This window comes from Duganella sp. GW821-FHT07F09, assembly GCF_059418705.1.
The window spans coordinates 325,933-338,443 of the sequence record NZ_JBWKQJ010000009.1 but is presented as its reverse complement, the minus strand read 5'-3'; the positions used below and the strand labels follow the sequence as shown (position 1 = coordinate 338,443).

General features: G+C 63.7%; 13 protein-coding genes. 5 read left to right on the top strand and 8 right to left on the bottom strand.

Features of this window, described 5'->3' with window-relative positions; all coding sequences use genetic code 11:
• The first annotated feature begins 49 nt into the window (after nucleotides 1–49).
• A complete protein-coding gene (locus tag AC07P1_RS23995) occupies nucleotides 50–565 on the top strand; it encodes a YggT family protein (protein WP_494698238.1) in 516 nt (171 codons plus the stop codon).
• An 83-nt stretch (nucleotides 566–648) separates the two neighbouring features.
• On the opposite strand, the gene AC07P1_RS23990 is transcribed toward AC07P1_RS23995, so the two are convergent.
• The 8 genes from AC07P1_RS23990 to AC07P1_RS23955 all read right to left on the bottom strand — a co-directional run bounded on the left by AC07P1_RS23990 (nucleotide 649) and on the right by AC07P1_RS23955 (nucleotide 7,618).
• Nucleotides 649–1,587, bottom strand: a complete 939-nt coding sequence (locus AC07P1_RS23990; protein WP_494698197.1) for a carbohydrate kinase family protein — start codon at nucleotides 1,585–1,587, stop codon at nucleotides 649–651.
• 11 nt (nucleotides 1,588–1,598) lie between these two features.
• Nucleotides 1,599–2,906 (bottom strand): DUF3426 domain-containing protein, encoded by a 1,308-nt coding sequence (locus AC07P1_RS23985; protein ID WP_494698196.1) that lies wholly within the window; start codon nucleotides 2,904–2,906, stop codon nucleotides 1,599–1,601.
• Between the two features lie 8 nt (nucleotides 2,907–2,914).
• Nucleotides 2,915–3,847: a 50S ribosomal protein L11 methyltransferase gene (gene prmA / locus AC07P1_RS23980; RefSeq protein ID WP_494698195.1), complete on the bottom strand. Its 933-nt coding sequence runs from the start codon at nucleotides 3,845–3,847 to the stop codon at nucleotides 2,915–2,917.
• Entirely contained in the window at nucleotides 3,847–5,223 is a 1,377-nt protein-coding gene (gene accC / locus AC07P1_RS23975; protein ID WP_494698194.1) for an acetyl-CoA carboxylase biotin carboxylase subunit, read from the bottom strand. Before accC ends, prmA begins: the two co-directional genes overlap by 1 nt.
• A gap of 111 nt (nucleotides 5,224–5,334) precedes the next feature.
• Nucleotides 5,335–5,802, bottom strand: coding sequence for an acetyl-CoA carboxylase biotin carboxyl carrier protein (gene accB, locus AC07P1_RS23970; protein ID WP_330923361.1), 468 nt, complete (start codon nucleotides 5,800–5,802; stop codon nucleotides 5,335–5,337).
• 97 nt (nucleotides 5,803–5,899) lie between these two features.
• Nucleotides 5,900–6,337: a type II 3-dehydroquinate dehydratase gene (gene aroQ, locus AC07P1_RS23965; RefSeq protein WP_494698193.1), complete on the bottom strand. Its 438-nt coding sequence runs from the start codon at nucleotides 6,335–6,337 to the stop codon at nucleotides 5,900–5,902.
• Between the two features lie 83 nt (nucleotides 6,338–6,420).
• Nucleotides 6,421–6,966, bottom strand: a complete 546-nt coding sequence (locus AC07P1_RS23960) for a TlpA family protein disulfide reductase (RefSeq protein WP_494698192.1) — start codon at nucleotides 6,964–6,966, stop codon at nucleotides 6,421–6,423.
• Nucleotides 6,959–7,618, bottom strand: a complete 660-nt coding sequence (locus tag AC07P1_RS23955; protein WP_494698191.1) for a hypothetical protein — start codon at nucleotides 7,616–7,618, stop codon at nucleotides 6,959–6,961. Before AC07P1_RS23955 ends, AC07P1_RS23960 begins: the two co-directional genes overlap by 8 nt.
• An 88-nt stretch (nucleotides 7,619–7,706) precedes the next feature.
• Between AC07P1_RS23955 and mpl the strand changes: the two genes are divergently transcribed.
• Genes mpl through AC07P1_RS23935 form a run of 4 tightly spaced genes read left to right on the top strand, consistent with a single transcriptional unit; the run spans nucleotide 7,707 to nucleotide 12,320 of the window.
• The gene (mpl, locus tag AC07P1_RS23950; RefSeq protein ID WP_494698190.1) at nucleotides 7,707–9,086 is read left to right on the top strand and encodes a UDP-N-acetylmuramate:L-alanyl-gamma-D-glutamyl-meso-diaminopimelate ligase; all 1,380 of its coding nucleotides are present in this window, start codon (nucleotides 7,707–7,709) and stop codon (nucleotides 9,084–9,086) included.
• Nucleotides 9,083–9,661 carry a YqiA/YcfP family alpha/beta fold hydrolase gene (locus AC07P1_RS23945; RefSeq protein WP_494698189.1) on the top strand — a complete coding sequence of 193 codons (579 nt, stop codon included), beginning with the start codon at nucleotides 9,083–9,085 and terminating at the stop codon, nucleotides 9,659–9,661. The genes mpl and AC07P1_RS23945 overlap by 4 nt, the downstream gene beginning before the upstream one ends.
• An 11-nt stretch (nucleotides 9,662–9,672) precedes the next feature.
• A complete protein-coding gene (locus tag AC07P1_RS23940; RefSeq protein ID WP_494698237.1) occupies nucleotides 9,673–10,284 on the top strand; it encodes a chorismate--pyruvate lyase family protein in 612 nt (203 codons plus the stop codon).
• A gap of 20 nt (nucleotides 10,285–10,304) precedes the next feature.
• Nucleotides 10,305–12,320, top strand: coding sequence for a ribonuclease catalytic domain-containing protein (locus AC07P1_RS23935; protein WP_494698188.1), 2,016 nt, complete (start codon nucleotides 10,305–10,307; stop codon nucleotides 12,318–12,320).
• Nucleotides 12,321–12,511 lie beyond the last annotated feature (191 nt).

The following is a 12,511-nucleotide window of genomic DNA, read 5'->3' as shown; positions in this document are numbered from 1 at the left end:
ACAATCACACAGCGGCTTTTTTTTTGGAGGGACCGTGCTTAGTATTGTTATGTTGATTGTCGACGCCATCGCCACCCTGTTGGGCGGGGCCTTGCTGTTGCGCTTCTGGATGCAGGCGATCCGCGTTCGTCCGCCGCAGTCGGTGGCCCAATTCACGTTCCAGTTATCGGACTGGCTGGTGCGGCCGCTGCGGCGCATCGTGCCGGGCATGGGCGGCTACGACTGGGCCAGCCTGATCGGTGCCTTCCTGATCGTGCTGCTGGCGACATCGGTGCTGTTCTTTGCCGGCTGGCCGGCGCAGGCGGTGCTGCTGGCCGCGCTCGAGCGCTTCCTCAAATGGATACTGTACGGCTTCATGGCGCTGCTGGTGGTCGAAGCGATCTTCAGCTGGGTCAATCCGCACGCGCCGCTGGCGCCGTTCGTGCGCGCGCTCAACGAGCCGCTGCTCAAGCCGATCCGCCGCGTGGTGCCGCTGGTGGGCAATCTCGATTTATCGCTGCTGGTGGCGCTGATCGCGCTGCAGATCGCCCAGATTCTGCTGGGCATGGCCTTCAACGGGCGTTGAAGTTGAGCCATTGGCGGCTCTTGGCGGATTACGGCGTGCCGCCTAATCCGCCATCTCCGAGCCGCCCACATCATTCCTTCTTTTTAGTACCGGTAGCCGAACGCGGCTTCGAAGCGGTCGGCGATCTCGGCGGCGGTGAGCTTGTGGTTCTGCCCACCCTTGCTGGCGATCTTGATCGCACCCATCAGGCTGGCCAGGCGGCCGGTCGTTTCCCATTTCCAGCCTTGCGTGATGCCGAACAGCAGGCCGGCGCGGTAGGCGTCGCCGCAACCGGTCGGGTCCAGCACGTCGGCGACCTTGACGGCCGGAATCTCGATCCGCTGCCCTTTGGTGTAGATCTCCGAGCCCTGCTCGCCGCGCGTGACGATCAGCGCCTCCAGGCGGCTGGCGATCTCGGGCAGGGTCAGGCCGGTGCGGTCCATCAGCAATTCGATTTCGTAGTCGTTGGCGGTGACGTAGGTGGCCTTGTCGATGAAGGCGATCAGCTCGGCGCCGTTGAACATCGGCAGCTGCTGGCCCGGGTCGAAGATGAACGGGATCTGCAGCTTGGCCAGGTCGGCGGCGTGCTTTTGCATGCCCAGGTGGCCGTCCGGCGAGATGATGGCCACCGCAGCCGAGCCCGCCTTGGCGACGTCGTTCTCGTGCGCGTACGACATGGCGCCCGGATGGAAGGCGTTGATCTGGTTGTTGTCCTCGTCGGCGGTGACGAAGCATTGGGCGTTGTAGGCCTCTTGCTTGATCAGGATGTTGTCGGTCGAGATGTCGAGCTTGTGCAGGCGCTCGATGTAGGCGGCGTTGTCCTGGCCCATGACGCCGACGATGCGCGGCTCGCCGCCCAGCATCTTGAGGTTGTAGGCGATGTTGCCGGCGCAGCCGCCGTATTCCGTGCGCATCGTCGGCGCCAGGAACGACACGTTCACTTTGTGCAGCTGGTCGGCCAGCAGGATGCTGTCGAAGCGGCCCGGGAATTGCAGGATGGTGTCGATCGCGAGCGAGCCGCAGATGATGGAAGTCTGAGTCATATGATAGTTCTTTATGGATAGAAGACTGCGATGTGATAGCCGGATGCTTTCAGCTGTTTCAATTCAAAGTACAGTTTGACAGATTGCTCGCTGCGCGGGGCGAATCCTTTTTCCAGCGCGGCGTCGGCGCCAAGATAGTCGCGCGGCGTGAACACGCGGCGCAAAATGGCCTTGTCGTTGGCGTCGTCGAGCACCAGTTCGATGTGCGGCCACTGCTGCGCGGTGGTGCTTTGGTTGCGCAGCAAGGTGGTGAAGGAGAAGGTGGTCTCGCTCAGGGTTTGCAGTTCGCCTTGTTCGATGACGAGCTCGTCGATCTGGGCCGGCAGTTCGATCTTGCAACCCAACGTGGCGCAGATGTCCTGCAAGGTCGGCTTGAGTCCGGGGTAGCTGGCGGCCAACTGGTTGCGGAAGGTGGTCAAGCCTTGTGCCGCCAGCGCGCCCACCAGCAGCAGCGAGCCGACACCCATGGCGATGTTGATAGTCTTGCCGTAGCGCTCGCGGCGGCGGTCGCGCTTGAGGAAGCCGGGCTCGTTCGGGTCGTCGACTTCCTCTTCCACTTCCGGTTCGGGCGGCTGCACGCTGTGGATCTCGGCCTGCGGCGCGAAGTGGTCCTGCGACGGGGCGGAGGCGGCGCGCAGCAGCGTGTGCAGCTGGGGCGCGGTGTCGCGCTCCCTGGCGGCGGCGAGCTGGACCAGCGCTTCCTCGTCGGCCTCGTCGAGGTCGTAGCGGGAGTCGGGGTCGAGGGTTGGCTCCTGGCGGTCGACGGTGGCCGTCGACGGCGCGGCCCTGGTTTCCTGTTCGACGGCCTCGGCGGCGATGTCTTGCTCCATCAGCGCCAGCTCGGCCGCCAACGCCGCTTCCAGCTCCTCGTGCGTCATCGGTTTGATGTCGAGCGGGTCTTCCCGCGCCGGTTCGATGGCGTTTGGCTGCTCTTCTTCGGCCGCCTGGAATTCCGGCTCGGCCGTGGTGGCCTCCTGCCGAATGGCATCGGCCACCGGTTCGTCGAACCGTCCGTCATCGGCCTCGTCCACTGCGCTGTCGAGCTGCAAGGTGTAGATCGGTTCGTCGCCCGCGCGGGTATCCTGCTCGGCCACAACCTCATCGGAGGGCGCGAATGTCTGGGGAGGGGAGTAGGGTGCTTCGGACACAACCGGCGCGAACACCGGCTGCGGGATGGCGAGCGGCTCGAGCAGAGCGGCGTTGCCGTCGAAAACTTCATTGCAGGAGCCACAGCGCACTATGCCCCCACGTAATTTCAACTGGTCATGGGCGACCCGAAATATCGTGCTGCAGTGGGGGCATTTAGTGGCGAGCGCCATCGCGGCCGTTAGCGCGGGGCGGGGACCGCATCACTGCCGAGCCGGCCATGCAGGGCGACCCAGCCGTCTTGTTCCGCCCAGACGCCGAGCTGGATGAACGGGGCGTAGGCGGCGGCCACTTCCTCGGCCTGGCGCGCCAGCACGCCCGACAGGATCAGCGCGCCGCCGGGGGCGACGCGGCCCGACAGCATCGGCGCCATCAGTTTGAGCGGACTCGACAGGATATTGGCGACCACGATGTCGAACTTCTGTTCGGCATGCTTCGATTGCGCGAAGGTGTCCGGCAGGAAGTACTCGATCTCGCATTTGTTGCGTTCTGCGTTGTCGGCCGCCGATTCGATCGCCTGCGGATCGATGTCGACGCCCACCACTTCGCCGGCGCCGACCTTCTTGGCGACCATCGCCAGGATGCCGGAACCGCAGCCGTAGTCGAGCACGGACTTCGATGGCGCCGGGTTCGCCTCCAGCCATTCCATGCACAGGCGGGTGGTCGGATGGCTGCCGGTGCCGAAGGCCAGGCCCGGATCCAGTTCCAGGATCAGGCCGTCAGGGTCCGGCGCCTCGTGCCAGCTCGGCACGACCCAGATGTTCTTGCCGATGTGAATGGGCGCGAACTGCGATTGCGTCAGGCGTACCCAGTCCTGCTCCTCGACCTTGCGCGTGGTGAACTTCGGCAAGGCCGCCAGCTTGATCTGTTCGGCGGCGGCGGCCACGATGGCGGCCTGGTCGTCATCCTCGTTGGTCAGGGCGACGACGCGGCTGTGATCCCATGCCGCTTCGGTCGGTTCCATGCCCGGCTCGCCGAACAGCGGGCGCTCCTGGTCGGTGCCCTCGTCGGCGTCTTCCACGGAAACCGACAGCGCGCCGACTTCCATCAGCGCGTCCGACAGGGCTTCGGCGTGGTCGCGCGCGATTTCGATGACGATTTCAGTCCAGCTCATTATTGCGCCTTCAAACTCAGTTTATGCAGGTCCGGCATGTCGGCCAGCTTCTGTTCCAGATAATGGATATTGGTGCCGCCTTCGATGAAGCGGGCGTCGATCATCAGTTCGCGGTGCAGCGGGATGTTGGTCGAGATGCCCTCGACCACCATTTCCGACAGCGCGATCTGCATGCGGCGGATCGCCTGCTCGCGGGTGGCGCCGTACGAGATGACCTTGCCGATCATCGAATCGTAGTGCGGCGGCACGTAGTAGCCGGCGTAGGCGTGCGAATCGACGCGCACGCCGGGACCGCCCGGCACGTGCCAGGAGGTGATGCGGCCCGGCGACGGCGTGAACTTGAACGGGTCCTCGGCGTTGATGCGGCACTCGATGGCGTGGCCGGAGAGCATCACGTCGCGCTGGCGGAAGCGCAGCTTTTCGCCGGCGGCGATGCGGATCTGCTCCTGCACGATGTCGATGCCGGTGATCATTTCGGTCACCGGATGCTCGACCTGCACGCGGGTGTTCATCTCGATGAAGTAGAACTCGCCGTTTTCATACAGGAACTCGAAGGTGCCGGCGCCACGGTAGCCGATCTTGCGGCAGGCTTCGGCGCAGCGGTCGCCGATCTTCTCGATCAGCTTGCGCGGAATGCCCGGCGCCGGCGCTTCCTCGATGACCTTCTGGTGGCGGCGCTGCATCGAGCAGTCGCGTTCGCCCAGCCAGACGGCGTTTTTGTGTTCGTCGGCCAGGATCTGGATTTCCACGTGGCGCGGATTTTCCAGATACTTCTCCATATACACTTCCGGATTGCCGAAGGCGGTGCCGGCCTCGGTCTTGGTCATGGCCACGGCGTTGATCAGCGCGGCCTCGGTGTGGACCACGCGCATGCCGCGACCGCCGCCGCCGCCGGCCGCCTTGATGATGACCGGATAGCCGACCTTGCGGGCGATCTGCACGATCGCCTTCGGATCGTCCGGCAGCGCGCCGTCGGAACCGGGCACGCAAGGCACGCCGGCCTTGATCATGGTTTGCTTGGCCGAGACCTTGTCGCCCATCATGCGGATCGATTCGGAGCGCGGGCCGATGAAGACGAAGCCCGATTTTTCCACGCGCTCGGCGAAGTCGGCGTTCTCCGACAGGAAGCCGTAGCCGGGATGGATCGCTTCGGCGTCCGTCACTTCGGCGGCGCTGATGATGGCCGGCATGTTCAGATAGCTCAGCGACGAGGGCGCCGGGCCGATACACACCGACTCATCGGCCAGCTTCACGTATTTGGCGTCTTTGTCCGCTTCCGAGTGGACCACAACCGTCTTGATGCCCATTTCGCGGCAGGCGCGCTGGATGCGGAGGGCGATTTCGCCACGGTTGGCAATGAGGATTTTTTCAAACATGATAGGTTCGCGTATGTCTGTGAACGCCGAAATCCGGCAACGTCAGGTAGAGGAGGGAATGCGGAACAAAGCCGGCGCGCCCGTCACCGACGGGGAGGGCGCAAACCGGACTTAGCCTATCACAAACAGCGGTTGGCCGAATTCGACCGGTTGGCCGTTCTCGACCAGAATCTGGGTGATCGTGCCGGATTTGTCGGCATCGATTTCATTCAACAGTTTCATTGCTTCGATAATGCACAGGGTGTCGCCTTCCTTGACGACGGCGCCCACTTCGACGTACGCGGCCGAACCTGGCGCCGACGAACGGTAGAAGGTGCCGACCATCGGCGATTTGACGATGTGGCCGGTGGGCTCGGCGGCGACGGCCGGGGCCGCTGCGGCGGCGGGCGCTGCGGCCGGCGCGGGGGCGGCATGGTACTGCGGCTGCATGCCTTGCGGCTGCATCATCACCATCTGGTTTTGCGGCATGGCCGACGATTTGACGATGCGCACTTTGCTTTCGCCTTCGGTCACTTCGAGCTCGGCGATGTCCGACTCCGCGACCAAATCAATCAAGGTCTTCAGCTTGCGTAGATCCATGTAACCCCCGGAATATCTTGTTATGTAAAGTGTGAACGGCCGCGCCTCGTGGGCGAAACCGCGCTAAGTTGTATAAGTTGCGCGCAGATCGCGTAGATTAACGCCTTTTAATGGCGAAGTCGATGGCAAACCGATATCCTTCGATACCCAGTCCGCAGATCGTGCCCAACGCGATCGCGCTCAGGAATGAGTGGTGGCGAAACGACTCGCGCTGGTAAATATTGGAAATGTGCACTTCAACAAACGGAATGGACACCCCCGCCAGAGCGTCGCGCAGGGCCACGCTGGTATGGGTCAAGCCACCCGGGTTGATGATGATGGCGTCCACGCCTTCCGTCCTGGCTGCGTGGATGCGGTCGATCAGCGCGCCTTCATGGTTGCTCTGAAAGCAAGACAACGTTGCGCCGGCCGCCTGGGCCTGGGCCTGGGCTGCTTGTTCTACGTCGGCCAAAATGCTGGCGCCGTAGACCTCTGGCTCCCGGGTACCCAGTAAATTGAGGTTGGGACCGTTGAGCAGTAGGAGGTTTTTTGCCATGGTTCTAGACCGTTTTCCGCGAAAGTTCCGCATTTTGCCGCCAACTGCGGGCATTGGCAAGAGAAAAAAACTTCTGGATTCAGTTAAAGAGTTGCAAGGTCTTTGCGCAACTCGTCGAACTTCAGGCGCCCCAGATAGGTCTTTTTGACCTGGCCGTCGGCGCCGATCAGCACCGTGTACGGCAGGCCGCCGCCGGTATTGCCGAACTGCCGCGACAAGTCCGTGCCGCTCATGCCGGCCACCAGCACCGGGTAGGTGATTTTGTATTTGTCGCTAAAAGCGGCGATATTTGACGGGGAATCAATGCCGATGCCGATAACTTGCAGCTTCTTACCCTCTTCTCCGGCGGCCAGCTCGGACAGCTCCGGCATCTCCTGGACGCACGGCGCGCACCACGGCGCCCAGAAATTGACCAGCATCGCCTTGCCTTTGTATTGGGCCAGCGCGGTCGGCGCCCCCTTGGCGTCCGGCAGCGTTTGCGCGTACAGCGCGCCCACCGGACCGGTCACGCCGGCCGGCGCGGTGGTGGTGATCGGCGCGGCATTTTGTTTGTTGAAGCCGACCCAGGCGCCGGAGGCGGCGAACAGGACGGCGACGCCGACATAGGCGGCCAGATGTGTTTTATTCATGATCGGGGTTTTGGTTGGGGTTTTCTTCGTCGGTGTTCGCATGCGTGCTACTAACTAATAGCGCGCGAACGGCGGCGATATCGGCGCGCATCAGTTTGTCGCCACGGGTTTTCACGGCGCCGCGCAAATCGTCCAGCTCATATAAAGCGGCATGGACGCCTTCCTTGTGCCACATGAAGCTGACCGTCTCGACCGGATCGTAGCGCGGGCCCTTGAAGTGCGGCGTCTCGGAGATGTCGATTTGCAAATTACGGTTCAGCAGGAAGATTTCCACTTCCTTGGCGCTGTCGGCGAACAGTTGCAGGTGGATGTCGTCGTGCGGGCCGGCCGTGCCGTTCAGGACGGCGCCGGTCAGGAACGGGTGGAACGCGGCCAGGCCTTCCATGATGTCCACCGCCAGGGTGCGCAGCCGGAACAGGCGGGCCGGCTGGCTGTCCGCGTGGAACAGCGACTGGTAGATGCGTACTTCCGCTTCGATCTGGGCGTTGTCCGGTAGCAGGTTCGGCGGCGGTTGCGTGTCGCCGAGGATTTGTTTGGCGGCCTTGCGCTTGGCGGCGTTGTAGTCGGCGCCGTCCTGGGCGATCAGGCGCGCGGCCGCAGCGGCGATCTCGGCGCGGAGCAGCAGGACTTCTTCGATAACATTCGGCGTCATGGACGAGATAATACTCTGAACCGGGAAATCGGCGTCGGCTCAGGTAAAATCGCGTATTCACTTGTGCGGATCGATCCTGTTACACACTATGCATATTCATATTCTCGGTATTTGCGGCACCTTCATGGGCGGCCTGGCGGTCCTGGCGAAAGAGGCGGGCCACCGCGTGACCGGCTGCGACGCCAATGTTTATCCGCCGATGAGCACCCAGCTGGAAGCCCAGGGCATAGAACTGATACAGGGCTACGGCCCGGAGCAGACCGCGCTCAATCCCGACCTGTACGTGATCGGCAACGTGGTTTCGCGCGGCAATCCGCTGATCGAAGAGATTTTGAATCGCGGCCTGCCGTACGTGTCCGGCCCGCAGTGGATGGGGGAACATATATTAAGGGACCGCTGGGTGCTGGCCGTGGCCGGCACGCACGGCAAGACCACCACCTCGGCCATGCTGACCTGGATACTGGAGGACGCCGGCTACGCGCCCGGCTTCCTGATCGGCGGCGTGCCGCTGAACTTCGGCGTCTCGGCCCGCATGCAAGGGCGTAGTGACAACAACCTGGACTCGATCTTCTTCGTCATCGAGGCCGACGAGTACGACACCGCCTTCTTCGACAAGCGCAGCAAGTTCGTCCACTACCACGCCAAGACCGCGATCCTGAACAACCTCGAATACGATCACGCCGACATCTTCCCCGACCTCGGCGCCATCGAGACGCAATTCCATCATCTGGTGCGCACGGTGCCCGGCATCGGCCGCGTCATTTACAACGGCGACGAGGCGTCGCTGCAGCGCGTGCTCAAGCGCGGTTGCTGGAGCGAGCAGGAAAGCTTTGGCCACAATGACGGCGCCGAATGGGCGATGAAGGAATACGATGACGGTAGTTTCGACGTCATTTTCGGCGGCGCAACCGTCGGCAAAGTCGAGTGGAGCCTGACCGGCAAGCACAACCGCGCCAACGCGCTGGCGGCGATCGCCGCCGCCCGCCACGTCGGCGTGCCGGTCGCGCAGGCGGCCAAGTCGCTGGCGACCTTCGAGAACGTCAAGCGCCGCATGGAAGTGCGCGGCACCGTCAACGACATCACCGTGTTCGACGACTTCGCCCACCATCCGACGGCGATCGCCACCACCGTCGGCGGCCTGCGCCAGAAGATAGGCAAGGGCGGCCGCATCCTGGCCGTGCTGGAACCGCGCTCGAACACGATGAAGCTGGGCGCGATGAAGGATGCGCTGCCGGGCAGCCTGGTCGACGCCGACCTGGTGTTCGGCTACGGCAGCCGGCAGGCGCTGGGCTGGAGCCTGGGCGATGCGCTGGCGCCGTTGGGCGATATCGCCAGCGCCTATGAGGACATCGACGCGCTGGTCGCGGCCATCGTCAAGGCGGCCCGGCCGGGGGACCAGATCATCGTGATGAGCAACGGCGGCTTCGGCGGCGTGCACAACAAAATCCTGGAAGCGCTGGCGCGATGATTCTTTATCTGCACGGATTCCGCTCGTCGCCGAAGTCGATGAAGGCGCGCGTGATCAGCGAGCGCATGGCCGAACTGGGGCTGTCGGACCAGCTGGTCTGCCCGCAGTTGCCGGCGTCGCCCAAGCTGGCGATGGAATTGGCGCTCTCTTTAATAGAGGGCGTGCCGGCGCAAGAGTTGAGCATCGTCGGTTCCTCGCTGGGCGGCTACTACGCCACCTGGCTGGCAGAGCGTATCGGCTGCCGCGCCGTCTTGCTGAATCCGGCCATCGTGCCGCTGCAGGATCTGGACAAGCATGTCGGCGTGACAACGCAGTTCCATTCCGACGAGCCATTCGAATTCAAACGTGACTATATAGACGAGCTGCGCGCGCTGGCGGTCGACCCGATCACCCGCCCGGAGCGCTACTTCCTGATCGCCGCCACCGGCGACGAAGTGCTGGACTATCGCGACATGGTCAAGCATTATGCGGGCGCGCGCCAGCACGTGATCGACGGCAGCGACCATGGCATTTCCGAGTTTCCCGAGTATGTGGATGCGGTGCTGGCGTTTTGCGGCATCGAGGCCGGCCGTTGAGGGGGCCGTTTTTGCCGGCGTCGCCCAGCCGTGGCGCTTCCCTGCGACAGACCCAATGGCAGCCGACCTTGAACGCGCCGCCGCCCCTGCGGCCGTGGCTGACGGCCGGCGGTTCGCTGACCGCGAGACTGAAGGACCACAGCCAGACTTTCCGCGTGCAGTGCCTGCATCAGCGCGTCGCGCGCTGCCTGTCCGACGAGGCGGCCGCGATCGGCTTGCCCCGGCCCGGCCGCGTGTGGGAGAGGGAAGTGCTGCTGCGGTGTGATAATACGCCGGTTGTGTTCGCGCACACGGTGGTGCCGATGTCGGCCACGGCGGCCGATTGGCCTTTATTTAGCGTGCTGGGCGAGCGCTCGCTGGGGACGACCTTGTTTGGCGACCCGCGAGTGCGGCGCGGCGTTTTGGAATTTGCAAGATTGCGGGAAGGGCATCCGTTGGCGCGGCGCGCGGCGGCGGCCCTGGGCCTGGAGGTTGAGGATCAACTTCGTGGGGCCTCCCCGCAAGAGCGCATACTATATGCACGGCGCTGTTTATATCGGCGCCGTCAGGGTACTCTGCTGGTCACAGAAGTGTTTCTGCCTTCCGTGCTGGACCTGAAGCAACAGCGCAGTTATAACGAATAAACAACGAACAGAAGCGAGCAATGAATCTATTTTTCGAAGAATCCGGCGATTTCAAGGTCGGGACCATGATGTCGCAAGCGGGCGAGGCCTATCAGGTGGAGATGGCCAGCGGCAAGCGCAGCAAGGTCAAGATCAAGGACGTGCTGCTGCAGTACGAGAAGCCGTCGCCGACGGATTTGATGGAACAGGCCAAGGCCGTTGCCGCCGAGATCGACCTCGACTTCCTGTGGGAAGTGGCGGGAGAGGAGGAGTTCGGCTTCGCCGAGCTGGGCGCCGAGTACTTCGGCCACGCGCCGCTGCCGGCCGAAGCCGCCGGGCTGATCCTGAGCCTGCACTCCGCGCCGATCTATTTCTACAAGAAGGGCCGTGGCCGCTACAAGGCCGCGCCGGAGCAATCGCTGCGCGCGGCGCAGGCCGGTATCGAGAAAAAGAAACAACAGGCGCTGATCCAGGCCCAGTATGTCGAAGAGCTAAAGGCCAACAAGTTGCCGGATTCGATGAAAAACATCGTCATGCAACTGCTGTTCAAGCCGGACAAGAATTCGATCGAATACAAGGCGATGGAAGCGGCTTGCAATGAACTGCACACCAATCCGCAGCGTTTGATGCTGGCGGCCGGTGGCGTGGAGTCGCCCAAGGCGCTGCACATGGCCAAGTTCCTGTTCGAGAGCTTCCCGCGCGGCGCCGGTTTCCCGGACGTGGCGGTGCCGGTGGCGCCGACCAATCTGCCGCTGGCCGACGTCAAGGCGTTCTCGATCGACGACGTCACCACCACCGAGATCGACGACGCCTTCTCCGTCACCAAGCTGGCCGACGGCAACGTCAAGATCGGCATCCACATCGCCGCGCCGGGCCTGGGCATCAAGCCGGACGACGCGGTCGACAAGATGGCGCGCGCGCGCATGTCCACCGTGTACATGCCGGGCGATAAGATCACCATGCTGCCGGACTCGATCGTCGAGGCGTTCACCCTGGCCGAAGGCAAGACCTGCCCCGCGCTGTCGCTGTACGCGACCCTGAACCCGGCCGACTGGTCGGTGATCGCCACCGAGACGCGTGCCGAGATGGTGCCGATAGCGAGCAATCTGCGCCACAACGACCTGGACGACCTGGTCAACGAGGAAACCCTGGCCAGCGGCGAGGGCGAGTACGCCCACAAGGACGAGCTGGGCCTGATCTGGAAATGGGCGCAGGTGCTGGAGGCGGCGCGCATGGTCAAGCGCGAAGGCTTCGGCCTGAAGCCCGAACAGAACAATCGCGTCGATTTCAACTTCTACGTCGAAAACGATATCGTCACCGTCAGCCGCCGCAAGCGCGGCGCGCCGCTCGACAAGATCGTCGCCGAATTGATGATCTTCGCCAACAGCACCTGGGGCAAGCTGATGCACGACCATGGCGTGCCTGGCATCTACCGCAGCCAGGGCCAGGGCGTCGGCGGGTGGGCCGCCAAGATGCAGGTACGCATGGTCACGCACGCCGCGCCGCACCAGGGCCTGGGCGTCGACCAATACGCGTGGAGCACGTCGCCGTTGCGCCGCTACACCGATCTGGTCAACCAGTGGCAAATCCTCGCCTGCGCGGAGCACGGCGTGACGGCGCCGCTGGTCGCCCCGTTCAAGCCGAAGGATTCGGAGCTGTTCGCCATCGTGTCGCAGTTCGACGCGGCCTACGCGGCCTACGGCGACCACCAGTCGAACATGGAGCGCTACTGGTGCCTGCGCTGGCTGGGCCAGGAAAACGCCCGCCAGGTCGAAGCGGTCGTGCTCAAGGACGAGGTGTTGCGCCTGGTCGACATTCCGCTGATTATCCGCCTGCCGGGCATGCCGTCGGTGGCGCGCGGCGCCCAGGTCAAGATCGACATCCTGCGTTGGGACGAGGTCGACTTGTCGATCGAAGCGCGCATCCTGGAAATCCCCACCACCGAAGCGGTGGCGGCCGATGCCGAGCTGGATTACGAGGATGACGTTGTGGAAGAAGCGGTCGCCGCGCCGGAAGTCGCGGTTGAAGTAGCCGCCGAAGTGCCAGCCTCCGAGTAATCCGGGAGACACGTAGGGCGGATTAGCGAAGCGTAATCGGCCATCCGTGCTCCGCCGGCGGCTCACGCATGGCCGATTACGGCGTTCCGCCTAATCCGCCCTACGTGTATCCGAGGTGCCCTCAAAACCCGCCGGTAGCCGCCGGGTTTTCTTTAAAGTAAAATCACCCCACCCATTTCCAACCCCGGCCC